Raw genomic sequence first — 24,273 nt, forward strand, 5'->3', positions numbered from 1 at the left:
CGCTGTGCGTTCACCCACGGCGTACCCCGGCAGCACACCGTCGTCGCGCGTCAGGAGTAGACGTGCGGCGCGAGCACGGCGACGTCGCGCAGGTTGCGGTACCGCTCGTCGTAGTCGAGGCCGTATCCGACGACGAAATCGGTGGGGATGTCGAAGCCGACGTACTTGCAGTCGATGACGACTTTCGCGGCCTCGGGCTTGCGCAGGAGGGCCAGCACCTCGATCGACTCCGCTCCACGCGAGCCGAAGTTCTCGAGCAGCCAGCTGAGCGTGAGACCGGAGTCGATGATGTCCTCGACGATCAGGACGTGCTTGCCGTTGAGATCGGTGTCGAGGTCTTTGCGGATCTGCACGACGCCGCTCGACTTGGTGCTCGCACCGTAGCTCGAGACCGCCATCCAATCCATCGGTGCGTGGAAGGGCAGTGCCCGCGCGAAGTCGGCCATCACCATCACGGCGCCTTTGAGGACGCCGACGAGGACGAGGTCCTTGCCCTCGTAGTCCCGGGCGACCTGCGCCGCCAGTTCCTCGAGTTTGGCGAGGATCTCCTCCTCTGTGACGAGGATCTGTGCAAGGTCGTCCTGGATCTCCGCGGCGCGCATGGATCGATTTTAGGCGACGCCACCCCATGCTCCGGTATCCGCACTACTGTGAGCGGTGACGCGGGCGGACGCCCCTGAGGGAAGGATTCACCATGGCTCTTGACGACATCCTCGCGCAGGTACCGATCGACGACATCGCGGAGAAGCTGGGGGTCTCGCGAGACGAGGCCAAGGTCGCCGTCGAACAGGGGGGCGCCGTGCTCCTGGGCGGCCTCGCGAAGAACGCGGAGACCGACGAGGGCTCGGCAGCGATCCAGAACGCGCTCAAGAAGCACGAGGGCACCGCCGGCGCCTCGAAGGTCGATGACATCGATCAGGCCGACGGCGGCAAGATCGTCGCGCACATCCTCGGCTCGAAGGAGAAGGAGGTCACGAAGGAGCTCACGGAGTCGAAGGCGACTCCCGGCATCGACTTCGGCAAGCTCCTCCCCATCCTGGCGCCGATCGTGATGGGCCTCATCGCCAATGCGAACAAGGACAAGACCGCCAAGACGGACACCGGAGCCGAGAGCTCTGGCGGGATCGGCGACCTCATCGGTGGCCTTCTCGGCGGAGGCGGCAGCAGTGGTTCCGGCGGAGGCGGGCTCGGCGACGTGATCGGCGGACTGCTCGGCGGCGGGAACGGCAGCGGATCGGGCGGCGGCATCGACCTCGGCGGAATTCTGGGCGGTCTCTTCGGCGGTAAGAAGTAGGGCTTCCCCCTCGCTCAGCGACTGGATGCAGTGAAGACGATGCGCCCACCGCGGCGCACGGCCGAGCACTCGGGCAGGTCTATCGGCCCCTGACCGTTCCAGTCGGTCACCAGCCGCGCGACCTCGATGGTCTGCGTCCTCGTCAGGCTGACGCCGAACTCACTGTCGACGACCAGGCGGATGATCCGGTTGCGCAGCGCCGCCGGGTTCGCGGCGAGCGCCGCGACGCTGACGGAGATGCCGGCCTCGGCGTGCTCGACGATGTCTTCGATCGTCTCGTGGATCATCTCGTCGAAGGCTTCCGCATCCTCCCGCAGCTGCTCGGCGGTGCGCACGAGCGCATCGGCGATCCCTGGACCGAGTTCTGTCTCGAGCACCGGGAGCACGCGCTCGCGCACTCGAACCCTGGCGTAGCGCTCGTCACGGTTGTGCGGGTCGTCCCAGGGCGTGAGCGCGGAGGCGACGCAGAAGGCCCGGGTCGTCTCCCGCCGGACGCCGAGCAACGGGCGTACCCACCGCACACCGTCGGCGTCTTCGCGGACCGGCGCCATGCCCTGCAGGCTCGTGGCCCCGGATCCGCGGGCGAGACCGAGCAGCACGGTCTCGGCCTGGTCATCGAGGGTGTGCCCGAGCAGGACCGCAGCGGCGCGGACGTCCGCCGCCGCATCCCGCAGCGCCCCGTAGCGCGCCTCACGCGCCGCGGCCTCCGGCCCACCCTCCCCGGCGACGTCGACACGCACGATCAGCGGGTCGAGACCGAGCGCCGCCGCCGCCCGCGCCGCCTGCGAAGCCACCGCGTCCGATCCTTCCTGCAGACCGTGATCGACGGTGAGCGACGCCGCGCGGAGCCCGAGCTTGGGAGCTTCGAAGGCCGTGGCGGCAGCGAGCGCGAGGGAATCCGCTCCCCCGGAGAGGGCGACGATCACGGTGGCCCCCTCAGGCATGTCGGCGAGCGCGGTGCGCACGGCCAGGCGGATCTCGGCGATGGCGGGAGACAGGGAAGGCACGGTTCCACGGTAGGGCACGGCCCCGGTCCGTGCGCCGGTGCACCCTCAGGGCTATCCTGGCGCCGTGACAGCTCAGCCCCGCACGCAGCAGTTCCGCACCGAACGCTTCAAGGCGTTCGTCGATGCCGTCGTGGCGATCGCGATGACGCTGCTCATCCTGCCGTTGTTGGAGTCCGTCTCCGACGCGGCGTCCGGGAGGCTGACGACGGCGGAGTTCTTCTCCGAGCACTCGCCTCAGCTGGTGAGCTTCGGGCTGAGCTTCGTCCTCATCGCGACGTTCTGGATGGGACACCACAGCCAATACCGCGATGTGGAGCTGATCACCACGCCGCTCCTGTGGATCAACGTCGCCTGGATGGCGACCATCGTCTGGCTGCCCGTGCCCACCGCGATGCTCGGGCAGTTGGACTCCGACGCCCTCCAGGCCGTGGTCTACATCGGGACGTTGATCATGACGCAGGTCACGACCTTGGCCGGGTGGATGTACCTGCGTCGCCACCCCGATCTCACGACGGCACCGACGGAGGTGCTGAGAGCGGGGATCGTCGGCGACCTCGCCGCGATCATCCTGTTCGCCGTCTCCTTGGTGATCGCCGTGCTCACCGTGCCCAACGGCTATTTCGCCCTGCTCCTCCTCCTGCTGAACGGTCCGCTCTCGCGCCTGCTCAACCGCATCGCACACCGTCGCGGGCGGGGGTCGGACGCCGAGGAGCCGCGGGTAGGCTAGTCCGCGGTATCCAACCGAACTTTTCCTGAGGAGTACACGCATGGGCGCACACGACGCCGTCATCGAGATCCCGCGCGGCAGCCGCGTGAAGTACGAGGTCGACCACGAGACCGGACGAGTGCACCTCGACCGCGTTCTCTACACGACCTTCGGCTACCCCGCCGACTACGGCTACTTCGACAACACGCTGGGCGAGGATGGCGACCCGCTCGACGTGCTCGTGCTGCTGGACCACGCGATCTACCCGGGCGTCGTCGTCGAGGTCCGTCCCGTGGCCGTGCTGAAGATGAGCGACGAGGCCGGCGGAGACGACAAGCTGGTCGCCGTGCTCTCGAAGGATCCTCGCTGGGCGCACATCCAGGACATCGACGACATCGCCGAGTACACGAAGAAGGAGATCGCGCACTTCTTCGAGCACTACAAGGACCTCGAGCCCAACAAGTGGGTCAAGGTCGACGAGTGGGGGAGCGCCGCCGAAGCGCAGCGCATCCTCGACGAAGCCATCGTGCGTTTCGGAGCGCAGGGCCACTGATCCCCGTGCCTTCGACGAGAAGACCCCCGGTTCCGCAACTGCGGCCGGGGGTCTTCTCGTCGAAGATGAGGTGCTGATCAGGCGGAGACGCCATGCCGAGCGAGGAACTGCACCGGGTTGATGGCGCTACCGCGGTCGTAGACCTCGAAGTGCAGGTGGCAGCCGAACGAGCGCCCGGTGTTGCCCGCGTAGGCGATGACCTGGCCGGACCTGACCCACTGGCCCGAGCGCACGACGATGCCTCCGTCGCGGATGTGCGCGTAGCCGGTGCCGATTCCCCCGCCGTGCTGGATGCGGATGTAGTTTCCGTAGCCGCCGTTGTAGCCCGCGTAGTCGACCGTGCCGGACTGGGCGGCATAGATCGCCGCGCCGCAGCCGTTCGCGAAGTCCGTGCCGTAGTGGAAGCTCGAGGAGCAGCCCTGCGGGCCGCACTGCTGCGAACGGGGTCCGTAGCCGGAGCTCTTGCCGCCGCCGTGAGGACGGCACCAGCCACCGCTGCCCTGAGAGCCGCCGCCGCCGCTGTTGCCGCCGGCGTTGGCCGCAGCTTCCGCAGCTTCGCGCTCTCTGCGCTTCTTCTCCTCGGCCGCGACACCGGCCTTGTAGCCCGCGACCGTCTTGGTCGTCGCGTCCTTGAGAGCGGCGAGCTGCGCCTGCATGGTGGCGAGGTTCGCGGACTGCTCGTCGAGCGCAGCCTGAGCGGCGTCGGCGGCCTGCTGAGCGACGACCATCTTGTCTTCGGCGATCTTCTGCAGGCGGTCGCGCTCATCACGAGCGAGCACCGCCTGGTCGCTCATGGACTGCGCGGAGTTCCGGGCGGCGACCGCATCGTCGTACACCGACTGGTTGTACTCGAACAGCTTGTCCATCGTGCCGAGGCGCGCGAGCAGCTCGTCGGCATTGTCGGCGGATCCGGTGAAGAGCAGCTCGAGAGAGGTGTCATCGCCACCGTTGCGATACAGCTGCGCGGCGACCTGGCCGGCCTTCTTCGCGGACGCGTCGGCCTTCGCGGACTGCTCGTCGGCCTTGGCCTGCAGCGAGTCGGCCTCGGTGGACGCGGCGAAGAACTTCTGCTGCGCCTCGTAGAACTCATCCGCGGCGACCTTCGCGGCCGCCTGGGTCTCGGCGACCTTCTGAGTCAGGGACTGGATGAGGCCCTCGATGCGGGTGACCTCGGCGGCCTTGGCGGCCTCGCTCTGCTTCGCCCGCTGCACATCGTCCCAACTCGGGTACGTCGCGGCGTATGCGGCGGTCACACCCTGGGAGATGCCGAAGGCGCTGAGCGCGACGACGCTGAGCACGCCGAGGCCGAGAGCGCCTCGGCGGCTGAGGCCGTCTTTGCCGAACGCTCGGCGCTCGGCAGGACTGGGCGCGCAGCCGCAATCATCTGAAGCCGCGGCAACCGCAGCATCCAGAGTTGTCTGGTCGTCGTTCACGCGGCCCCTTCCGCCGGTTTCACAAATGCCACACTAACAACAACTTTCACATCCGCACCAGGGTCGATCCGACGACGGTCATCGCACGCCTGACCCTCCCATCGTCCTCCTGAAACACGCCCGGGGGTAGCCGCCTCGCCCTCGATTCGCGATTTGCCCGGATCATCCCTTATGCTTGAGCGTCGGCAAGGAAGTCCTCCGGGACTGACTCGGCCCCATCGTTTAGCGGCCTAGGACGCCGCCCTTTCACGGCGGTAGCACGGGTTCGAATCCCGTTGGGGTCACACCTTCCGATACAATTGAAAACAAGTATGGCCCTGTAGCGCAGTTGGTTAGCGTGCCGCCCTGTCACGGCGGAGGTCGCGGGTTCAAGTCCCGTCAGGGTCGCTCCGTGCGATGAGCTCTTTCTTCGGAGAGGGCTCTTCGTCTAGGACGCGACAGGTTCGCCGGTCGCGCGGCTCTGTAGCTCAGTTGGTAGAGCGTTCGACTGAAAATCGAAAGGTCACCGGATCGATGCCGGTCGGAGCCACACGAGTGATCGTTACAATCACTCCAGAAACCCTCGCCTAGCTTCTACATGGCGGGGGTTTTGCTTTGCCCTGGTGAGAAGCGGCTCCCCCAATCGTGTGGGCTTCGAAGCCCGATCCGGATATCGCTGCCCGCGATCTCTTGCAGGCGTAAAGCGGAAGCTCCTAGGCTGTGCCTCACCCCGAGGCGAGGAGGCGCAGATGCCGGAGCACGGAAGCCGAGCGAGTTTGCCGATGTCGGATCCGCCTTTCGGTGGTGTGATCGGCGAAACGTACCAGGAGTCGACACCCGACTGGCCCCAGGACCCTTCGGCGCCCGCTGGAGCGCCGAACGTCGTGCTCATCATGTGGGACGACACGGGCTTCGGGCAGGCCGGAACCTTCGGGGGTCCCGTGCCCACTCCCGCGCTCGACAAACTGGCCGCACAAGGACTCCGCTACAACAGGTTCCACACGACAGCCATCTGCGGCCCCTCGCGCGCCGCACTGCTGACGGGACGCAACCATCACGTCGCCGGATCGGGGTTCCTCGCGGAGTGGGCGACGGGCTTCCCGTCGTACAACACGCTCATCCCGAAGGAGACCGCGACGGTCGGCCGAGTTCTCCGGGAGAACGGATACGCGACGGCGTGGTTCGGCAAGAACCACAACACCCCAGATTGGCTGACGAGCGTCGTCGGGCCGTTCGATCGGTGGCCGACGGGGCTCGGGTTCGATTACTTCTACGGGTTCAACCAGGGGGAGACGAATCAGTACTACCCGATCCTGTTCGAGAACACGGTGCCGGTGGAGCCTCGATCAACTCCCGAGGACGGCTACCACTTCATGACCGACATGACCGACCGCGCCATCGACTGGCTGCGGTATTCCAAGTCGGTGAACCCCGATAAGCCTGCGCTCCTGTACTTCGCGCCCGGGGCGATGCACGCGCCTCATCAGGTCGGCAAGGAATGGCGCGACCGATTCGCGGGACAGTTCGACAAGGGGTGGGACGCCGTCCGCGAGGAGACCTATCAGCGTCAGCTGAAGATGGGCATCATCCCCGAAGGCACGGAGAACACCCCCCGGCCGGACTGGGTGCAGGCTTGGGACTCCCTCGGAGAGGACGAACGGCGCTTGTTCGCCCGTCTCATGGAGAACTACGCCGGATACATGGCGTTCACCGACCACGAGTGCGGCCGCCTGCTCGACGCCATCGCGCAATTGCCGGACGCGGACAACACGCTCATCTTCTTCATCGTGGGCGACAACGGCGCCAGCAGTGAGGGCGGCCCGACGGGCACCATGAACGAGATCATGAACCTCAACGGCTATCCGTCGACGATCGAGGACGCACTCGACGCCATCGATGAGATCGGCGATCCGGGAACCGAGCCGCACTATCCCCTGGGTTGGGCGTGGGCGGGGAACGCGCCGTTCCAATGGGTGAAGCAGGTCGCCAGCCACCTCGGCGGGACGCGCAACCCGATGGTCGTGAGTTGGCCGAAGCGAATCCAGGAGCAGGGTGGATTGCGCTCGCAGTTCACCCATCTCATCGACATCGTGCCGACCATCCTCGATGCCGCCGGTATCCCTTCTCCCGACTCGGTCGACGGCATCCCTCAGCGGCCTCTGGATGGCGTCCCCATCACCACCACGTTCGACTCACCAGATGCGCCGGCAGTCCGCGAACGACAGTACTTCGAGATCCTGAGCAACCGAGCGATCTACGACGGGGGATGGATCGCGTGCGCCCAACACACACTTCCCTGGAGGCAGGACCTCGCACCGGGCAACTGGGATGAGGACCGATGGGAGCTCTACAACCTCGATGAGGACTTCAGTGAGAACAACGACCTTGCCGAGCACTACCCGGAGAAGGTCGCCGAGCTGAAAGCGGTGTTCGACGAAGAGGCACGGAAGCACTCCGTCTACCCGTTGGACGATCGAGGCGCCGCACGCCTCTCCGTCCCCAAGCCACCACCAGGTGGCGCGGATCCGAACCGGACGGACTTCGTCTATTACCCCGGTGCCGTGCGGTTGCCCGAGGCGGCAGCCCCGAACACGAAGAACCGCACGCACTCGATCGACATCGACGTCGCCCGTCCGGGGGAGGGTGTCCTGCTCGCCGTCGGTGGCAGTACAGCGGGGTTCGTCTTCTACGTCAAAGACCGTCGCCCGGTTTATCACTACAACTTCTTCGGCAAGGAAAAACTCACCATCACCTCGACCGATCCCCTCCCGGACGGCGCGAGTACGATCCGACTCGAGTTCCTCTACGACGGGGGCGGAGTCGGGAAGGGCGGCACCGCCACGCTCTATCTCGACGGCGTCGAAGTAGGCCGGGGCAGAATCGAGCAGACCGTACCGGGGAGATTCGGCATCGACACCTTCGATGTCGGCATCGACACCGGCTCGCCGGTCTCTCGTGACTACTCGGGACGAGCTCCGTTCACTGGCGTGATCGGCGAGGTTCGTGTCCATCTCGAGGACCCCACGATCTCGGCGGAGGAAGCCGCGTTGCACGCACGCTTCCATGCCGGAAAGGAGTACTAGCCGCCCTGCTCTCCGCCAGCGGCTGATCTCACTCAAGCCAAGTAGGCTTCGGTCATCATGGATGACGAGAGGTCGGCACGGGGTCCCGGAGCGAGCGTCCGCCGGATCGAACTCACGATGCGGCGCCCCCGTTTCGCGCTCTACGCAGGAGTCAGGCCCACGCTCGTCATCGGCGAACGCGGTCAGCCGACGCAGTGGGGTCCCGGCACCTGGCAGATCCCCACCGATGGTCCCGTCGTCATCGAAGTGTTCCTCTTCAACCGCCTCTGGCGCTTCGGTCGCGCGGAAGCCTCCCTCACCCCCGAGGATGACGCGAACTGGGAGTACCGAGCCCCGGCGCTTCCCTTCCTCCGCGGTCGTCTCCGTCCCGCGTGACTCGACTCGAATCAGCTGTGCGGAAACTGCACGCTACAGGGCGTCCAGGGCCTTCCGCGCGAGCGCTGCTGCCTCCGCGGCGTCGTCCACCCGCTCTGCGGCAATCGCCCGGCGCTCCTGCACCTCCGGGATGTCCCGTTCGACGTGGCTCGCCGCCACGCGGGTCCGGGTGAGTTCCGCCTCGAGCTCGTCCGCTTTCTCGGCCAGCTCGGCCGCCCGGTCTCGGAGTCCCTGCAGCTCCGTCTCCTGCTTCGCGAGCTCCCGTTCCGCGGCCGCCTGGTCCTTCTCGGCCGCGGCGAGGCGACGTTCGGCTTCTCTCCGCGCGCGCCGCTCCTGCAACTCGTCGGTCGGCCGCTGCGGGGCGGCTTCCCGCGAATCGATGTCGCCAGCCACAGCGTCCCGGATGTCGGTGGCCGACGCCGTGGGTTCGAGCGCCCGCAACAGCCGCCCGGAGGCGACCGCGCTCGCAGCCAGGGGATCGAAGAACGCTGCCGAGATGCTGCGCTCGACGGCTTCCTGCGTCGCTGGTGTGATGCGTTCGCCGCGAGAGCCCGCGAGCTCGGCCGCCGTCTCCGCGAGCCGTCGTGTGAGGGCGCGACGTTCTCTGCCGAGCTTCGCCAGCGCAGACGCATCCCGTTCGTCCTGCGCCTCACGAAGCTCGGCCGCCAGCCGCAGCGCCTCCCCCAATTGACCGGCCCGCTCCTGCGCGAACACGTTCACGACCCAGGCCGCGATCGAGGGCTTGCGGAGTGGGGGGGGGGGGGGGGGGGGGTTCCTNCCTCCCCCAATTGACCGGCCCGCTCCTGCGCGAACACGTTCACGACCCAGGCCGCGATCGAGGGCTTGCGGAGTGCGAGGATGCGGGACGCGAGTTCCGCATCCTCGCACTCGGAGGCCCGGTCCTTCCGCGACGCGACGAAGGCTTCCGGGGAGCCCGCGTACAGAGCGGCCGCGATCTCCTCGAAGGTGGGGTCGGCCATGCGCCCACGATACGCCGCACACCTTCTCCAGCGTCGGTTCGCGGCTCGACCTGGACTACTCGATCGTCAGCTGGTCGGCCCAGTCCGCACTGATCAACGATCTGGTGCCGACATTGCCGTTGCCGAGTCCCGGGTAGAGGTAGAGCTGACCGGCGGGGGTGCGAGCGACCAGATCTGCGAGACCATCGCCGTTGTAGTCGACGCCTCCGGTCAGGGCGGTGAACTCCACCCACCCCGATCCGACCGCACGCCGCGTCCCGAACTTCCCCGGCACCCCCGGATAGAAGTAGAGCGTTCCGAGGCCGTCGATCGCCATCAGATCTCCGCGCCCATCATTGTCGAAGTCACCACCGACGAGGAAGTGGAACGACTCCCATCCTTTGCCGACGGTGATGTTCGGAGACCCGAACCTTCCGGAGCCGTTGCCGCGATAGATGGTCAGGATGCCGGACGAGGAGACGCCGAGGACATCCTGCCTCCCGTCACCGGTGTAGTCGGCCCCGGAGACCACATGCAGCATGTTGTACCAACCTGTGCCCACCGATACGGCTGATGCGAATCCGCCTGCGCCGTTACCCGCATAGAACTCGAGGACGCCATCGGATCGTGCGGCGAGGATGTCGGCCTTGCCATCGTTGTTGAAGTCGGCATGGGTGAGATGTCGACGAGTGTCACCCCACCCTGCGAAAAGGGTATTCCCGGAGGAGAAGCGCCCCGCCCCCGTGCCTGGCCAGAGACGGAGGTCACCGTTCCCGGAGATCGCCAGAAGATCGGCATTCTTGTCACCGGTGTAATCGGCCGATCCGACACCGGGGGCCTGTCCGTCTCCGAGGCCCGGGAAGTACAGGGGAAGCGAGGCGCCGCGCACGACGTTCGAGAGGCAGACGAACCCGTTGTTGACCGCGGTGTACACCGCACCTCTGAGCCGTACCTCGAAGTGCAGGTGGTAGGCCGGGGAGTTACCCGTGTTGCCGACGATGCCGATCTTCTGGCCGCGGACCACCCGGGTGCCCGGGGCGTACATCCCCGGCGAGGCCATGTGCGCATACCTCGTGACGTAGCCGCCTGGATGCTCGACGTCGGTGTAGTTGCCGTAGCCGCTGTTCGCGGTGCGCGACTTGATGACACCGTCGTAGGACGCGACGATGGGCGTGCCGCCGGCCCCGGAGATGTCGATGCCGTCGTGGGCGCGGTAGTTGCCCCGACAGCCGTCGCCGACCTTCGACTGGATGTTGCCCGATGCCGGATAGACCATCTGGGGAACACTCGCCGCGGTAGCCGACGTGCTCGAAGACAGCGATGGCGCAGATGCGCCGATCACGAGTGCGAGCACGGTCGCGATCCCGATGCGACCGAGACGCACGCGGGATGCTCGCTTCATCTCGACGTTCTCTCTTGTTCGGCGGCCCCAGGGACGTGATGCCCTCCGCCGTCACCGTACCAGTGCGGCGGAGGTCTCCCGCGAGCGCCACCGAGGAACCGATGGATCCACTGCCACCGGCGCCGTCCTGATCAGACCAGGTCGTACTCCCCGCCGTAGGGTGTCCCGCCGTCGCCGTCGTCGTGCCCACCCTCATCGGCCGTCGAGGTCGAGATCACGACCTGTGTGGTGGAGCTGATCAGGACGCTCACCGACCGCTCCCCCGCGACGTCGAACTCGACGAATCCGCCGCCCGAGCGCATGGCCTCTTCGATCCTCCGTCTGAGGTCTGCGACATCCTGGCCCTCCGCCAGGAAGTACTCCGCCTCGTTGAGCGCGATCCGCGTGCGCATGATCGTGTACATCTCGCCTCCGGTCGTCGTCATCTTCTTCCGGTTCGCTGCTGACGCTATGCGACTCGGCTCTTCGTCGAAACGGGGTTGCGCCGCGGGCCGGGAGGAGGCAGGGGGTCACGGATGTGCCGTCGGCCGGAGCTGTGCCCTCCCTCCGAGACCGGCAAAACAGGCTCACAACTTCGCGCCGTCGCAACTAGGCTGGGAGGAGCGCCTCGCCGTCCGGACCTTCCCGGTCATGGCGGCGTGAGCCCAGACGACCTCCTCCTCCGGTCGCACGGTCCCGCACTCCGGGATGGAGCCGCAGCCCGCCGTGTGTCCACGCCAGAAAGGCACGAACCTCATGAGCGATTCTCCCGGAAACGCCGGCCGCGACGACGAGCGCTCGCCGGACTTCTTCGACCAGCTGATCGAGACCACGCCGCGCGACCAGCAGGGCGCCTTCACGGTCGGCTTCCGCGGCTACGACAAGGCCGAGGTCGACTCTGCGCTCGCGGCCCTCCGCAATCAGCTCAAGCAGGCTGCCGCCGATGTCGCCGAGGCACAGGCCCGCGAGGAAGAGGCCGTCGAGACGGTCCGGGAAGAGGAGCGCAAGGCCCGCGAAGCCCTCGAGAGCGAGTTGGCGGCCGCGAACGCCAAGGCCTCCGACGCCGAGCAGCAGGTCGCCACGCTCACCTCCGAGCTCGTCGACACCCCGCAGCCCGACGGCGAAGAGGCCCCGTCGCGTCAGCAGTTCGAGGCGATCCTCCGCGTCGCCGAGGAGCAGGCGAACGTCCTCATCCAGAACGCGGCTGTGCAGGCCGACCGCCTGATGACCTCTGCCCGTGAGGAAGTGACCGCGCAGCGCGCCGAGGCCGAAGCCGACGCTGAGCGCATCAAGGACCAGGCGCAGCGCGACGCAGACCAGGTGCGCTTGAAGATGGACACCGAGTACACGGCGCACGAGGCCCGCATCGAACGCGAGGCCGCACATGCTGCGGAGAAGGTGAACCAGGCCGCACAGGAGGCGACGGCGATCCGCACCGAGGCGGAGAAGGGCGCCGCCGCGTTGCGTTCCCTCGTCACGCGCGAGACGACCCAGCTGCGTGCCGACGCCGAGCGCGACGTCCGCGACATGAACGCCCGAGTGCTGGAGTTCGAGGAGACCCTCACCCGTCGGCAGGACGACGCGCAGCAGGAGTTCCTCGTTCTGCACAACCAGGCCGTGGCGCACGCCGAGCGCATCACCAACGACGCCAACGAGCAGGTCTCGGCGTCGCTCGAACACGCCCAGCGCATCTCGGCGCGGGCGGAGGACTACGAGCGCCTGACCCGTTCGCAGGCGCAGGCCATCGAAGCCGACGCACAGGTCCGTGCTCGCGAGACGCTCGAACGCGCTCGCGCGAAGGCGCAGAAGATCGTCGACTCGGTCACCGGTCACACGACGGCAGTGCTGCACGATGCGGAGGACCGCACGCGTCAGCTGCGGTGGCAGCAGCAGCAGCTCTCGAGCTTCATGGCCGAGGTGCGCGAGCTGATCCGTCCTGACGGCATCTTCTCCGACGACGCGCTGCCGACGGAGATCACCGGAGCGGACGCACCCGGCGCAGCCCCCGCAGAGGCCGTCGCGGACGAGACCCCGGAAGAGACCTTCCTCGGCGATGAGGTCCTCGAGGATGAGCTCGACGACGACAGCCCGCTCGAGAAGATCACGATCGACGTGGTGGAGACGAAGAAGAAGTCCTCCAAGTAGTCACGCAGACGAGAGAGGCGCGAGCAGGGATTCCTGCTCGCGCCTCTCTCGTTCCCGGACTGGTCAGCGCCCGGATGGTGTCTGCGGGCTACGCCCGACCGAACTGCGCCACCGCAGGGCAGTCGAACGGGTCGGCGCCGGCCGCGAGGCCGACCCGGTTGAGGTACTCGATCACGATCAGGTACGAGCGTCCGAGGCTGGTCTCCGTGTACGGCACGTTGTTCGCGGCACAGTAGTCGCGCACGATCTCCCGCGCCTTCGCCAGATGCGGTCGCGGCATGCTCGGGAAGAGGTGGTGCTCCACCTGGTAGTTGAGTCCGCCCATGAGCCAGGTCGTCCACCATCCCCCGCTGATGTTGCGGGAGGTGCGGACCTGCTTGGTGAAGAAGTCGAGACGGGCGGCGGGATCGACGATCGGCATGCCCTTGTGGTTCGGCGCGAAGGCGGCCCCCATGTAGACCCCGAACACCGCGAACTGCACGCCCATGAACGCGAACGCCATCCCGAGCGGGAGCATCATGAACACGGGCACGAGGATCAGGGCGAACCGCAGTGCGATGATGCTCAGCTCGGTCCAGCGTCCCTTGACGTTCTTGGTCGTCAGGAGGTACTTCAGTCCGAGGAAGTGGAGGTTCAATCCCTCGAGCGTGAGAAGAGGGAAGAAGAGCCACCCCTGCTTGCGGGTGATCAGCTTGGTCAAGCCCTTCGCCTTCGCCGCGTCCTCCTCGAGGAACGAGATGGTGTCGACCTCGATGTCGGGGTCCTTGCCGACCTGGTTCGGGTTGCCGTGGTGTTTGGTGTGCTTCGAGTCCCACCACGAGTAGCTCATGCCGATGCTGGCGATCACGATGCGTGCGAGCTTGAAGTTCGCGGGACCCGTTGTGAGGATCTGGCGGTGCGCGGCCTCGTGTCCGAGGAACGCGATCTGGGTGAGGACGATGCCGAGGCCCGCCGCGATGAGCAGTTGGAACCAGCTGTCGCCGAGCAGGATGAAGCCGGTGATGAGGCCGCCGAGAGCGACGGCGATGCCGACGGACACCAAGACGTAGAACCACTGCGTCCGGCCGAGCAGCCCGGTCTCCTTGACCACCTGCGACACCTGCTTGTACGCCTTGGCCATCGGCGGGAAATCCGCATTGCCGGAGTACGTCTGACGAATCGGGCCCAGCGTTGCCGCGGTCGGTTCGATCTGTGTGATGGAGATGATCTTCTCCTGACGTTCGGAGCCCTTGAGCTGTGAAAGCCCAAGGCAGCCGCCCAACGCTTACCTCACAGTAGCCCCCACCGCATACGCGTCAGGGAATACATCGGAACCTCACGACGAGCGCCCAGGCACGCTCGGTCCGGCGTTCCGCCGCTCGGTCAGGCGCGGGCGCGGCGAGCGCGGCGCCGCCAGGCTCGCGGGAGGAAGGCAGGACCCTGTGGGGTCGGCTCGTGTGCGTCTTCGAGCGCACGGAAGGCCTCGTCGAGCGAGCCGAATGCGCCGAGCTCGGCGCCGTGGTTGTCGCGCACGAGATGGGCGCTGCCATCGAACTCGACGAAACCGGCGAATTCGCCGGCACGGGTCGCGACGTGGACGTCATCGTCAGCCTGCTTCCAGGTCAACGGATCGGATGGAGGAAAAGTGGTCGTGCTCATGGTCATGCTCATTGCTGTGTGGCGGACACGCGTGGCGCTCCGCAAGATGTGAGATCGAGGGCGGATTCCGCACGCATCGATGTGCGCGGTCCGTGATGGCCCTGATCAGTGGCGACGTGGCGGCCGAGAGGGGCGATGCACACACGTTGCATGACCAGCATAGCAGACCGCCGCATCGCGCTGTGGCGCGCTGGATCAGCGCCGTGGCTCGCGCGAGACCTCGTTGCCGTCTGCCGATGCCACCGGCGGCCGAAGGATCAGCACCACGACGGTGCCGACGAGGATCAGAGCCGTCAATGTCACGGGGACCGGAAGCACCGGGTCCAGCAGCACGAGAAGAGCAGCGATCGGGACGACGGTGTTCACCACGCGGTCGGCGTTCTCCCGGATCGCGATCCACCAGATGCCGAGCAGGAAGATCGCGATCGGGATGGTGACGGTGAAGGAGGCCGCGACGTTGGACAGATGGCTCTCCCCCGTCAACACGTCGAGTTCGACCTCGATCCCGGCCGAGAAGGCGGCGGCCGCTGCGAACACGAAGTAATGCGTGTAGCCGTATCGCAGTGAGCGCTGGAAGCTGGTGATGGCCCGGTGGTGCGGTGGCCAGAAGTAGATCCACCACAGTGACGCCGTGACGACGAGCGTGAGCACCGAGATCGCGATCAGCGGACCGAGGCTCTCGACCTCCTCGATCGCTTCGATGATGGCGTTCGCGGACGCGAGCAGACTCTCCCCCAACACGATCAGGGTGAAGAGGCCGTAGCGCTCCGTGATGTGGTGAGGATGCCAGGGCGTCTGCTTCCGGTACTCGGCGAACACCGGGATGCCGATCTCGATGAGGGCGAAGACGACGAACGCGGCGATCTGCCAGGGCCCGCTCGGAATCACGAGGAAGAGGATCCACAGCACCTGGACCGCGGCGATGCCGAACGCGTATCGCCGTGTCGCCGAACGCAAGGGACCGGCCGAGCGTGATGCCCGCAGCCACTGCGCCACCATCGCGATGCGCATGACAACGTATCCGAGGACCGTGATAGTGAAGTCACCGTCGGTGAACGCCCGTGGGATACCCGCCGCCACCACGAGGACACCACCCATCTGAACGAACGTCGTCACGCGATAGAGCCAGTCGTCGGTGTCGAAGGACGTCGCGAACCACGTGAAGTTCATCCAGGCCCACCAGATCGCGAAGAACAGCATCGCGTACGAAGTGATGCCGTGCAGGAAGTCGCCATGGCTCAGCGCGTGGTGCAGCTGCGCAGATGCGATACTCACCGCGACGACGAACACGAGGTCGAAGAACAGCTCGAGCGTGCTGGCGGTGCGGTGCGGCTGGGCAGGATCGCGCGGCAGCATCGGGCGGAGGTGGAAGCGCGCAGTGGTCGGGTTCGCGGTCACGGCGACAGGATAGCGCCAGGGTTCATCCCCGCGGCGACACCGGTTCGTCCATTCGGGAGAATTACCTTTCGGTCGCCCGCATGTTCCGCTACAGTGTTGAAGGTCTGCAGTGCCTGCTGTCAGCGAACGCCGTGTGGGACGGCGAAAACGCACTCCGTGATGTGGGAATCACAGAGAGTTTCAGCAGGACCCGAGGGGTCGGGACGCAGACGATGCCGTGAACGTGGGGTTCATGGTCTGGGGAATCTGGGGAATCAAATGACGCACTGGGGAATTTTGCGTACATTCACGGCTCAAGGGGCCTCGGCATGACTTCCGTCGAGGATGCTCTGAGCATCGCTCGTACGGGCTTCGCGCCGGTGGCGGCTCCGCGAGCCACCAAGTCGGTGACGCGCACGGTGGTCACACCGCGCGCATCGGCGACGTTGGAACGACGTCGGCAGTGGGAGCGCGGTTATCGGATGCGCCTGCGGATCACGGATGCGGCTGTCATCCTGTTCGCGGTCGGTCTGACGGCGGCGATCCAGCTGATCACCGACGTGTGGGCCGCCGAAGCGCTGCGCAACGCGGCGCTTCTCGGCCTGGCCTGGTATCTGATGCTGTCGGCCCTCAACACCCGGGCGGCCGCCATCTTCGGATCCGGAGCCACCGAGTACCGCCGCGTGGCACACGCCGGCGGTCTCGCCTTCGGCATCGCCGCGATCGCGGGCGTCCTCCTGGAGTGGGAAGGACTGCAGCCGCTGTTCTTCGCCGCGCTCCCGGTCGGGATGCTCGGGCTGCTCTTCGCACGCTGGACCTGGCGCCGCTGGCTGCAGCGGCAGCGCCTCAGGGGCCAGTACGCGTCGAGGACCCTGGTCGTCGGCGATACCGGGGACGTCGAGTATGTGATCGATTCTCTGCAGAAGGGTGCGGAGAACGGCTACCACGTCGTGGGGACGACGCTGCTGGATCGCAATGCCGGCACGCTCACGATCGGGGAGAGTGTTTACCCGGTCGTGGGCAATCTTCACTCTGTCGCCGCAGCCGCGGCGCAGCTCGGGGCGGACACCATCATCGTGGCGAGCCGCCCCGAGGGAGACCCCGACTTCATCAAGCAGCTCAGCTGGCAGTTGGAAGGAACTGCCGCCGAGCTCGTGCTGTCGAGTCGGCTGACCGATGTCGCAGGACCCCGCATCTCCCTCCGCCAGGTCGACGGTCTCCCCCTGATCCAGGTGAAGATCCCGACCTACGAGGGTGGCGTGCACATGCTCAAGCGTGCGCTCGACATCGCGGTGGCGACGCTCGCTCTCATCCCGATCGGCCTGATCACCCCGGTGCTGGCGACGCTCATCAAGCTCGACTCGCCAGGACCGGTGTTCTTCTTCCAGGAGCGCGTCGGACGAGACGGTCGCACCTTCAAGATGGTCAAGTTCCGCTCGATGAAGACCGACGCGGAGCAGCAGCTCGCAGCGCTCAAGGCACAGAACGAAGGCGCCGGCCTTCTCTTCAAGATGAAGGATGACCCGCGCGTCACCCGCATCGGCAAGATCCTGCGCAAGCTGTCGCTCGACGAGCTTCCTCAGTTCTGGAACGTCCTCACCGGAGACATGAGCGTCGTCGGCCCGCGTCCGCCGCTGCCCAGCGAGGTCACCGCGTACGACGGCACGGTGTTCCGTCGCCTCTACATCAAGCCGGGTATCACCGGGCTGTGGCAGGTGTCCGGACGCAGCGACCTCTCGTGGGACGAGAGCGTCCGCCTCGACTTGCGCTACGTCGAGAACTGGTCGGTCATGAACGACTTGCAGATCATGTGGCGCACGGCGAAGGTCATGGTCCAGCCGAGCGGGGCATACTGAACGGATGAGTGACGGACATCCACCCGCAGGCGTAGAGTCCATCGACGTCGCTGGCGTGCGCGTCGACTCGTACTCCGAGTCGACGTTGATAGACCGGGTCCTCACCATGTCGTCCGGCGACCGCACGGAAGTGGCGGTCGGCGTGAACGCGCATGTGTGCAACCTCGCCCGAAAGGACGAGCGGTTCAGCCAGCTGCTCGACGCCAGCACGACGTACGCCGATGGGCAGTCCGTCGTGTGGGCGGCAAAAGTGCTCGGCCTGCCGCTCCCGGGCCGTCTCGCGACCACCGACATCGCCGAGCCCATTCTTCGTGCGGCCGCGCGATCGGACATCCCTGTCTATTTCTTCGGCGCGGCCGATGGTGTGGCAGAGAGCGCGGCGACCAAACTGCGCGCGAAGATCCCCGGCCTCGCACTACGCACTCATCACGGCTACGTCTCCGCCGATCAGATCGACGGCGTGCTCGACGACATCGCCGCCCACGGCACGCGGATCCTGTTCGTCGGAATGGGCGATCCCGCTCAGCAGCTCTGGGTCGATGCGCACCGCGACCGGCTCCCCCCCGCGGTGCTGACCTGCGGAGGACTCTTCGACTGGTTGAGCGGATCGAACCGGCGCGCACCGGAGTGGATGATCCGTGCAGGGCTCGAGTGGCTCTGGCGCCTGATCATCGAGCCTCGCCGCCTCGCCAAGCGGTATCTGCTGGGTAACCCCTCCTTCATGGCCGCGGTCGCGAGACAGAAGCTCCGCGGGTCGCGGGCATGAGCGCAGCCACCACCTCGCGCGGCGAGCTGGCGCGCGGTGGGGCGCTGAGCTTCGTCGGCTCCGCGATCAGCGCCGTGATGGGCCTGGTGCTCATCATCGTGCTGGGCCGCCTTCTCGGTGACGCCGGCTCGGGCGTCGTCCTGCAGGCAGTCGGCGCGTTCACGATCGCGCTCGGCGTCGCCAGATTCGGCATGGATTCCGCCGCCATCTGGATCCTGCCGCGCCAGCTGGAAGACGATAGGCAGCTCCTCCGCCCCACTAGCGCGTTCCTCCTCCTGACCTCGGCTGTCGCAGGCCTGGTCTGCGCAGTGGTCCTCTTCGCCGGCGCGCTGATCGTCGAGGCACAAGCGCCCGGTGACCCCGTGGCAGAAGCGATCAGATCGATCGTGTGGCTGCTTCCCGTCGCCTCGGTGATGCTGACGGCCCTGTCGGCGACGCGGGCCCTCGGCCAGGTGACCGCCTACGTGCTCGTGGGCAACGTGTTCCTCCCGTCGTTGCGTCCGCTGGCGATCGCCGCCGCCGTCGGCCTCGGCGCCGGTGCCCTCGGGTCGACCGTCGCCTGGGCACTGCCACTCGTGCCTGCCGCCCTCGTCGCCGTCATCGTGGTGCTCATCCAGCTCCGGCGGCTGGGCAGTGCGACGCAGCCCGGATTCCTGCGATCGGGCGTGCCCGGCCGCACCCTCCGCTATGCCCTCCCTCGGGTCGTGTCATCGGGGTTGGAGCAACTGCTGATCTGGGTGGCCGTGATCATCGTCGGTGCCATCGCAGGTCCGGCGGCGGCAGGGGTGTACGGGGCCGCGAGTCGATTCGTCGCCGCGGGAATGATCGTCGACACCGCGCTACGCGTCGTCGTCTCTCCGATGTTCAGTCGGATGTTGCACCGCGGGGACAGACACGAGCTGGAGTCGGTCTATCGCACGGCCACCGTGTGGCTCGTCCTCTTCAGCACACCGGTCTATCTGCTGCTCGCCATCTTCGCTCCGGTCGCGCTCTCACTGCTCGGTGAGTCCTTCGCGGAGGGTCAGGCGGTTCTGATCGTGATGTCGGTCGGCTCGATCGTGACCTTCCTCGCAGGAAACATCCACTCCGTGCTGCTGATGAGCGGTCGCAGTGGGTTGGCCGCGGCCAACAAGGCGGTGGCGGTCGCGGTCAACGTGGCACTGATCTACGCGTTCGTGCCGCTGTGGGGCATCACCGGCGCGGCGGCCGCTTGGGCCGTGGCGTGCGCGTTGGATGCCCTCCTCGCCTCCCTGCAGGTTCGATACGTGCTGAAGCTGAACGTATCGCCCCTACCCGGCCTCTACCCGCTCCTGGTGGCGACGCTCACGATCGGCATACCCGCTCTCGCGTCCCGAATGCTCCTGGGGGCGACCTGGGTGGGTCTCATCGTTGCTGCCCTCGTCGGTGGCGCACTGTTTCTCGCATGGTGCCGCTGGGACCGTCGGCGTCTTCACCTCGGGGAGCTCCGGCGTCCGCCCAGCAGCCCGACTCGCGAGGGGTAGTGCGCCTGTCGAGACGCGTGCTAGTATGCCGCCTGGGGAGCTTCTGACCGAGTCGTGTCGGAGGCCGCTCGGTGGGACGAGCAACTTACAACTGGGGAAAAGTAATGTCTGGGGACGTTTTGGGGACGCCTACTGACGCCAAGAGGCGCAGCAAGGCTCTATGGATTTCGATCGTCGCGGTGGTTCTCATCGCCGCGGGCACGATCATCGCTTTCGCGCTGTCCACGAACAGTGGCAACGGTTCGACGCCCGGTGCGGCGTCGCCGACACCGCAGGTGACAGCGACACCCGCGCCGGCCGGTCCGCCGACCGTGGCGGGCGAGCTCGATGATGACGAGGCACTCGTCACCATCGAGACGGCGCTGGCCGCTCCGATCGGCACGGTGGGCACGTCGGCCGACCTCGAGGCTCTCCTCAAGGACATCGCCGTCGACTCGTACGCCGCAGAGCTCGAGGCGCAGTGGCAGGAGCTCATCTCTCAGGGCTGGAGCATCAAGGGCTCGCCCACACTCGTGACGAGCGAGGTCACCAGCCTCACTTCGGACTCCGATCCGCCGACAGCTCAGATCACGGCGTGTATCGACTCTTCCGCCGTGTCGATCCTCGACGCCAACGGCGATCCGATCGGTGACGATTCTGCGAAGACGCCTCGCGCACTGCACCTCTTCACGCTGGTGCAGGGCAGCGACGACATCTGGCGGATCGCCAACCACAGTTTCCCGAACGACCCGACATGCTGACCTCGGCCGCTGACGAAAGGCGCCCTGAAATGACTCGCAACACCTCTCGCCGCACCGGCCGCGTCGCGGTCGCAGCGGCGACCGCCGCCCTCACGATCGCAGCGATGTTCACCTCGGTATCCGCGGCGTCCGCCGCCGAACCGACGCTGCCCACGGCGGACGGCCTGTCCGAGATCACCGCCGCGGCATCGTGCTGGGAGATCAAACAGCGCGACCCGCAGTCCTCGGACGGCATCTATTGGCTGAAGACGCCGGCAATGGTCGCCGCCGACCAGTTCTACTGCGACCAGACCACCAGCGGAGGCGGCTGGCTGCTCGTCGGACGCGGACGTGAGCGTTGGGCGACGTCGACCAACGGCTCCGGCTCGCCCGAGCAGGTTCGCACCGACATCACCGGCCCCGCGGCGTTCAAGCCGCGCCAGCTGTCGGGCGAGCTCATCGACCAGTTGGTGAACAACCAGCCGGTCAAGAACCTCGCCGAGGGAATCCGCCTGGTCCGCGCCACCAACACGGCCGGCACGACGTGGCAGGACATGACGTTCACGTTCTCCAGCCCGCGCGACAAGTGGACCTGGATGTTCAACAACGAGCAGCGGGTGGCGCAGTACAAGATCGGCGGCGTCACGAGGACCGGCGGCAACACGTCGAACTTCGGAAGCGACAACAACTACAACCGCGTCCGCACCATCACCGGCTCGACCGAAGGCTGGGCGATGGGCTTCGGATTCGGCAGCAACATCAAGGGCAACCCGAGCGACACGAGCTACCTGTGGTCGAAGGACACGAACACCGGCTACGCCCGCCCGTTCACGCAGGTGTTCATCCGTCCGCAGATCTCGACGGCGTCGCTCACCGCGATCCCGTCGTCCGGCACGGGAGCGATCGCGAACCAGGCCGTCGTCGACAGCTTCGCGCAGACGCAGAACTGGGGCGTCGCCGGCCTCGGCAACGGACCCGCGTCGATCGAGGGCAGCAACGAGGTCTCGGCGTTCGCCGAGGTCGGCAACACGGTCTTCGTCGGCGGCAACTTCACTTCCGCGCAGAAGACCGCGGGCGGCGGCAGCGCCCAGTCCCAGTCGTATCTTGCCGCGTTCCAGCGTGACTCGGCGGAGTTCGTCTCGACGTTCCGCCCGACTTTCAACAACCAGGTCAAGGCACTCGCGGCAATGCCCAACAACCGCATCGCGGTCGGCGGCTACTTCACCCAGGTGAACGGCCAGAACGTCGCCGGTCTGGTCGTGCTGAACGCGACGACGGGTGAGATCGACCCGACGTTCACAGGGCGCCTGACGAATGCGCTGAGCGGCGGCGTGCCCGTTGTACGCACCCTCGATGTCCAGGACGGCTGGCTGTACGCGGCCGGCGTCTTCACGCACTCGACCGGTGGATCGTCCTCCTCGTCCAACTACACGCGCGGTGCCGCCCGCTTCTCGGTGACCAACGGCACGCCCGACGGCTCCTGGAACCCGGAGTTCAACGGAACGGTCATGAGCGTCGACGCCTCGGCCCGTGGAGATCGCGTGTACTTCGCCGGATTCTTCACGCAGTCGAAGTCTCGCCCGGCGGACAAGGCCGCCGCGATGTCCGCGAGCAACACCGACCTCTACCCGTGGTCTGTCGTCTTCTCCAACCGCAACAGCGGACGCAGCGGATACCAGCAGGCTGTCCTCGAGGTCGGGGACCGCGTCTGGCTCGGTGGGTCCGAGCACTCGCTGTTCAGCTACTCCCGAGACGGTCTCACGCTGATGAGCTCGTCGGTCGGCAACGCCGGCGGTGACTTCCAAGCGATCGCCACCGATGGAAACGCCGTCTACGGCGGATGCCACTGCTTCGAAACCCAGTACCAGGGTGCGACGACCTGGAACCCGATCGGAACGACCTGGACTGCGGCAGACGCTGTGTATGGCTCGGGAGCGTGGAGCGCATCGACCGGTGACCGGATCCCCAGCTTCAACGGCGACTTCGACACGCAGCGTGGCGCAGGTTCGTGGGCTCTGTTCGTCGACTCGAAGGGCACGCTCTGGCAGGGCGGTGACTGGAGCTACTCGACGCAGGCCGGCTACGTGCGGCAATGGTCGGGCGGTTTCGTACGCCACGCCCAGCGCGACACGACGGCGCCGACCACGCCGACGGGTCTCGTGGTGAACACTGCGGACGACGGCGTCGCACTCAGCTGGAACGCCTCCACCGATGACCGTGGAGTGACCGCATACCAGGTGCTCCGGAAGGATCGTGTGGTCGCGACTGTGACCGGGACCACCACCACGTTGCCGGCCGCGCCCGCCGACACGCTCTACTTCGTCCGCGCGATCGACGCTCGCGGCAACGCCTCCGCATCGACCGCCGGTGTCACGGCGGTCGCCCCGCCGGCGCAGCCGACCACCGAGACGTTCATCGCGGCCGGGTCCGAGTGGTCCTACCTTTACAACGCCACGGGTCCGACGGGCGCGTGGACGACCACGTCCTACGACGCGTCTTCCTGGCAGACCGGTGCGGCTCCTCTCGGATGGGGCCAGGCAACTCTCGGCACCACGTTGACCACCAGCGTCACGCCGAAGCCGCTCGCCTCTTTCTACCGACAGGCGTTCCAGGTCGCCGATGCCTCGAAGGTCGAGTCCGTGGAGATCACCACACGCGCTGATGACGGCATCGTCCTCTACGTCAACGGCACGGAGGTCCTCCGGAAGAATGTCGACCCCGGCACGGCTGGCGTGGGCACCTACGCGAATGCTGCGGTCGGAGCGGCGACAGCGCTGGCGAACCCTCAGACAGTCACGGTTCCGGGCTACCTGTTCACCACGGGCACCAACGTCATCACGGCGTCGGTCCACTCGAACTACCGCTCGACCCCGAGTCACAGCTTCGAGCTCGAAGCGGTGGCGACGATGGGCACGCAGCCGGCACCGCCCGTGGAGCCGGACCCCGAGCCCGAGCCCGAGCCCGAGCCCGACCCCGAGCCTGAGCCCGCCGACACGAGCGTCATCGCCGCCGGATCCGACTGGTCCTACCAGTTCTCGACGGACGCGATTCCGGCGAACTGGGCGGCGACCGACTTCGACGCCTCGGCGTGGACGACCGGGGCCGGCGCCTTCGGGTGGGGACACAGCGGCCTCGCCACGCCTCTCGACACGGCTCAGTCGCCGCGACCGGTGACGAGCTACTACCGTCACCCGGTCACCCTGACCGCGGTCGACTTCGACAAACTGACGGTGACCACCCGCGCCGATGACGGCATCGTGGTCTACGTGAACGGCGTCGAAGTCGCCCGCAAGAACATCGACCCTGGGACCGTCACACAGAACACCTACGCGAACGCCGCGGTGTCCGCGACGAACGCCGTCAACACCCCGTTCGTGTTCGACGTGCCGGCGTCGGCGTTCCAGGTGGGCACCAACGTGATCGCGGTCGAAGTGCACTCGAACTACCGCTCCACTCCGAGCCACAGCTTCGAGCTCTCCGCCGTGACATCATGACAGGTG

At 67.0% G+C, this 24,273-nt stretch carries 20 protein-coding genes and 3 tRNA genes; 14 read left to right on the forward strand and 9 right to left on the reverse strand.

Features of this window, described 5'->3' with window-relative positions:
- Positions 1 to 50: 50 nt before the first annotated feature.
- Positions 51 to 602 (reverse strand): hypoxanthine phosphoribosyltransferase, encoded by a 552-nt coding sequence (hpt, locus tag ACLF6J_RS08325; protein ID WP_047521293.1) that lies wholly within the window; start codon positions 600 to 602, stop codon positions 51 to 53.
- 92 nt (positions 603 to 694) lie between these two features.
- Between hpt and ACLF6J_RS08330 the strand changes: the two genes are divergently transcribed.
- Positions 695 to 1,294, forward strand: a complete 600-nt coding sequence (locus ACLF6J_RS08330) for a DUF937 domain-containing protein (protein ID WP_047521295.1) — start codon at positions 695 to 697, stop codon at positions 1,292 to 1,294.
- A gap of 14 nt (positions 1,295 to 1,308) precedes the next feature.
- Here the strand turns inward: ACLF6J_RS08330 and tilS are convergent, their stop codons facing one another.
- Entirely contained in the window at positions 1,309 to 2,301 is a 993-nt protein-coding gene (gene tilS / locus ACLF6J_RS08335; protein WP_134352929.1) for a tRNA lysidine(34) synthetase TilS, read from the reverse strand.
- Positions 2,302 to 2,365: 64 nt separating this feature from the next.
- On the opposite strand from tilS, the gene ACLF6J_RS08340 reads away from it, so the two are divergent.
- Positions 2,366 to 3,028, forward strand: a complete 663-nt coding sequence (locus ACLF6J_RS08340) for a TMEM175 family protein (RefSeq protein WP_131492951.1) — start codon at positions 2,366 to 2,368, stop codon at positions 3,026 to 3,028.
- Between the two features lie 40 nt (positions 3,029 to 3,068).
- On the forward strand, positions 3,069 to 3,560 hold the full coding sequence (locus ACLF6J_RS08345; protein WP_134352928.1) for an inorganic diphosphatase: 492 nt from the start codon (positions 3,069 to 3,071) through the stop codon (positions 3,558 to 3,560).
- Positions 3,561 to 3,637: 77 nt separating this feature from the next.
- Here the strand turns inward: ACLF6J_RS08345 and ACLF6J_RS08350 are convergent, their stop codons facing one another.
- Entirely contained in the window at positions 3,638 to 4,993 is a 1,356-nt protein-coding gene (locus ACLF6J_RS08350) for a M23 family metallopeptidase (RefSeq protein ID WP_134352927.1), read from the reverse strand.
- A gap of 211 nt (positions 4,994 to 5,204) precedes the next feature.
- On the opposite strand from ACLF6J_RS08350, the gene ACLF6J_RS08355 reads away from it, so the two are divergent.
- From ACLF6J_RS08355 to ACLF6J_RS08375, 5 genes are all read left to right on the forward strand, one after another.
- Positions 5,205 to 5,277, forward strand: a tRNA-Glu gene (locus ACLF6J_RS08355).
- Between the two features lie 29 nt (positions 5,278 to 5,306).
- A tRNA-Asp gene (locus tag ACLF6J_RS08360) sits at positions 5,307 to 5,380 on the forward strand.
- A gap of 69 nt (positions 5,381 to 5,449) precedes the next feature.
- Positions 5,450 to 5,522 (forward strand) — tRNA-Phe (locus ACLF6J_RS08365).
- 232 nt (positions 5,523 to 5,754) lie between these two features.
- Entirely contained in the window at positions 5,755 to 8,055 is a 2,301-nt protein-coding gene (locus ACLF6J_RS08370) for an arylsulfatase (RefSeq protein ID WP_208526511.1), read from the forward strand.
- Between the two features lie 57 nt (positions 8,056 to 8,112).
- Complete coding sequence (locus tag ACLF6J_RS08375) at positions 8,113 to 8,430, forward strand: hypothetical protein (RefSeq protein WP_134352925.1); 318 nt, start codon at positions 8,113 to 8,115, stop codon at positions 8,428 to 8,430.
- A 33-nt stretch (positions 8,431 to 8,463) separates the two neighbouring features.
- Here ACLF6J_RS08375 and ACLF6J_RS08380 read toward each other — a convergent pair whose 3' ends face one another.
- The 3 genes from ACLF6J_RS08380 to ACLF6J_RS08390 all read right to left on the reverse strand — a co-directional run bounded on the left by ACLF6J_RS08380 (position 8,464) and on the right by ACLF6J_RS08390 (position 11,216).
- Positions 8,464 to 9,150, reverse strand: coding sequence for a hypothetical protein (locus tag ACLF6J_RS08380; RefSeq protein ID WP_421076854.1), 687 nt, complete (start codon positions 9,148 to 9,150; stop codon positions 8,464 to 8,466).
- A gap of 315 nt (positions 9,151 to 9,465) precedes the next feature.
- Complete coding sequence (locus tag ACLF6J_RS08385; protein WP_134352923.1) at positions 9,466 to 10,791, reverse strand: FG-GAP-like repeat-containing protein; 1,326 nt, start codon at positions 10,789 to 10,791, stop codon at positions 9,466 to 9,468.
- A 131-nt stretch (positions 10,792 to 10,922) separates the two neighbouring features.
- The gene (locus ACLF6J_RS08390; RefSeq protein WP_231554993.1) at positions 10,923 to 11,216 is read right to left on the reverse strand and encodes a hypothetical protein; all 294 of its coding nucleotides are present in this window, start codon (positions 11,214 to 11,216) and stop codon (positions 10,923 to 10,925) included.
- Between the two features lie 310 nt (positions 11,217 to 11,526).
- On the opposite strand from ACLF6J_RS08390, the gene ACLF6J_RS08395 reads away from it, so the two are divergent.
- Entirely contained in the window at positions 11,527 to 12,915 is a 1,389-nt protein-coding gene (locus ACLF6J_RS08395) for a cell division initiation protein (RefSeq protein WP_134352922.1), read from the forward strand.
- Positions 12,916 to 13,003: 88 nt separating this feature from the next.
- Here ACLF6J_RS08395 and ACLF6J_RS08400 read toward each other — a convergent pair whose 3' ends face one another.
- The 3 genes from ACLF6J_RS08400 to ACLF6J_RS08410 form a co-directional block, all read right to left on the reverse strand.
- Complete coding sequence (locus ACLF6J_RS08400; protein ID WP_208526510.1) at positions 13,004 to 14,176, reverse strand: fatty acid desaturase family protein; 1,173 nt, start codon at positions 14,174 to 14,176, stop codon at positions 13,004 to 13,006.
- 101 nt (positions 14,177 to 14,277) lie between these two features.
- A complete protein-coding gene (locus tag ACLF6J_RS08405) occupies positions 14,278 to 14,553 on the reverse strand; it encodes a hypothetical protein (RefSeq protein WP_134352921.1) in 276 nt (91 codons plus the stop codon).
- A gap of 195 nt (positions 14,554 to 14,748) precedes the next feature.
- Entirely contained in the window at positions 14,749 to 15,909 is a 1,161-nt protein-coding gene (locus ACLF6J_RS08410) for a low temperature requirement protein A (RefSeq protein ID WP_134353946.1), read from the reverse strand.
- A gap of 350 nt (positions 15,910 to 16,259) precedes the next feature.
- Here ACLF6J_RS08410 and ACLF6J_RS08415 point away from each other — a divergent pair, with 350 nt between their 5' ends.
- The 5 genes from ACLF6J_RS08415 (at position 16,260) to ACLF6J_RS08435 (ending at position 24,267) form a co-directional block, all read left to right on the forward strand.
- Positions 16,260 to 17,786 (forward strand): sugar transferase, encoded by a 1,527-nt coding sequence (locus ACLF6J_RS08415; RefSeq protein ID WP_134352920.1) that lies wholly within the window; start codon positions 16,260 to 16,262, stop codon positions 17,784 to 17,786.
- A gap of 4 nt (positions 17,787 to 17,790) precedes the next feature.
- The gene (locus tag ACLF6J_RS08420; RefSeq protein ID WP_134352919.1) at positions 17,791 to 18,552 is read left to right on the forward strand and encodes a WecB/TagA/CpsF family glycosyltransferase; all 762 of its coding nucleotides are present in this window, start codon (positions 17,791 to 17,793) and stop codon (positions 18,550 to 18,552) included.
- A complete protein-coding gene (locus tag ACLF6J_RS08425; RefSeq protein WP_134352918.1) occupies positions 18,549 to 20,054 on the forward strand; it encodes a polysaccharide biosynthesis C-terminal domain-containing protein in 1,506 nt (501 codons plus the stop codon). Before ACLF6J_RS08420 ends, ACLF6J_RS08425 begins: the two co-directional genes overlap by 4 nt.
- Before the next feature lie 179 nt (positions 20,055 to 20,233).
- Positions 20,234 to 20,794 (forward strand): hypothetical protein, encoded by a 561-nt coding sequence (locus ACLF6J_RS08430; protein ID WP_134352917.1) that lies wholly within the window; start codon positions 20,234 to 20,236, stop codon positions 20,792 to 20,794.
- Between the two features lie 29 nt (positions 20,795 to 20,823).
- On the forward strand, positions 20,824 to 24,267 hold the full coding sequence (locus ACLF6J_RS08435) for a fibrinogen-like YCDxxxxGGGW domain-containing protein (protein WP_134352916.1): 3,444 nt from the start codon (positions 20,824 to 20,826) through the stop codon (positions 24,265 to 24,267).
- Positions 24,268 to 24,273 lie beyond the last annotated feature (6 nt).

It is taken from the genome of Microbacterium sp. IO18 (assembly GCF_049099505.1).
Lineage (GTDB): Bacteria > Actinomycetota > Actinomycetes > Actinomycetales > Microbacteriaceae > Microbacterium > Microbacterium aurugineum.

What these genes read in the sequence shown, in the direction of transcription:
- ACLF6J_RS08390 (WP_231554993.1), bottom strand. Translation starts at nt 11,216, where the DNA reads ATGACGACGACCGGAGGCGAGATGTACACGATCATGCGCACGCGGATC.
- hpt (WP_047521293.1), bottom strand. Translation starts at nt 602, where the DNA reads ATGCGCGCCGCGGAGATCCAGGACGACCTTGCACAGATCCTCGTCACA.
- ACLF6J_RS08420 (WP_134352919.1), top strand. Translation starts at nt 17,791, where the DNA reads ATGAGTGACGGACATCCACCCGCAGGCGTAGAGTCCATCGACGTCGCT.
- ACLF6J_RS08415 (WP_134352920.1), top strand. Translation starts at nt 16,260, where the DNA reads ATGACTTCCGTCGAGGATGCTCTGAGCATCGCTCGTACGGGCTTCGCG.
- ACLF6J_RS08395 (WP_134352922.1), top strand. Translation starts at nt 11,527, where the DNA reads ATGAGCGATTCTCCCGGAAACGCCGGCCGCGACGACGAGCGCTCGCCG.
- ACLF6J_RS08375 (WP_134352925.1), top strand. Translation starts at nt 8,113, where the DNA reads ATGGATGACGAGAGGTCGGCACGGGGTCCCGGAGCGAGCGTCCGCCGG.
- ACLF6J_RS08425 (WP_134352918.1), top strand. Translation starts at nt 18,549, where the DNA reads ATGAGCGCAGCCACCACCTCGCGCGGCGAGCTGGCGCGCGGTGGGGCG.
- ACLF6J_RS08405 (WP_134352921.1), bottom strand. Translation starts at nt 14,553, where the DNA reads ATGAGCACGACCACTTTTCCTCCATCCGATCCGTTGACCTGGAAGCAG.
- ACLF6J_RS08330 (WP_047521295.1), top strand. Translation starts at nt 695, where the DNA reads ATGGCTCTTGACGACATCCTCGCGCAGGTACCGATCGACGACATCGCG.
- ACLF6J_RS08410 (WP_134353946.1), bottom strand. Translation starts at nt 15,909, where the DNA reads ATGCTGCCGCGCGATCCTGCCCAGCCGCACCGCACCGCCAGCACGCTC.
- ACLF6J_RS08370 (WP_208526511.1), top strand. Translation starts at nt 5,755, where the DNA reads ATGTCGGATCCGCCTTTCGGTGGTGTGATCGGCGAAACGTACCAGGAG.
- ACLF6J_RS08345 (WP_134352928.1), top strand. Translation starts at nt 3,069, where the DNA reads ATGGGCGCACACGACGCCGTCATCGAGATCCCGCGCGGCAGCCGCGTG.
- ACLF6J_RS08435 (WP_134352916.1), top strand. Translation starts at nt 20,824, where the DNA reads ATGACTCGCAACACCTCTCGCCGCACCGGCCGCGTCGCGGTCGCAGCG.
- ACLF6J_RS08385 (WP_134352923.1), bottom strand. Translation starts at nt 10,791, where the DNA reads ATGAAGCGAGCATCCCGCGTGCGTCTCGGTCGCATCGGGATCGCGACC.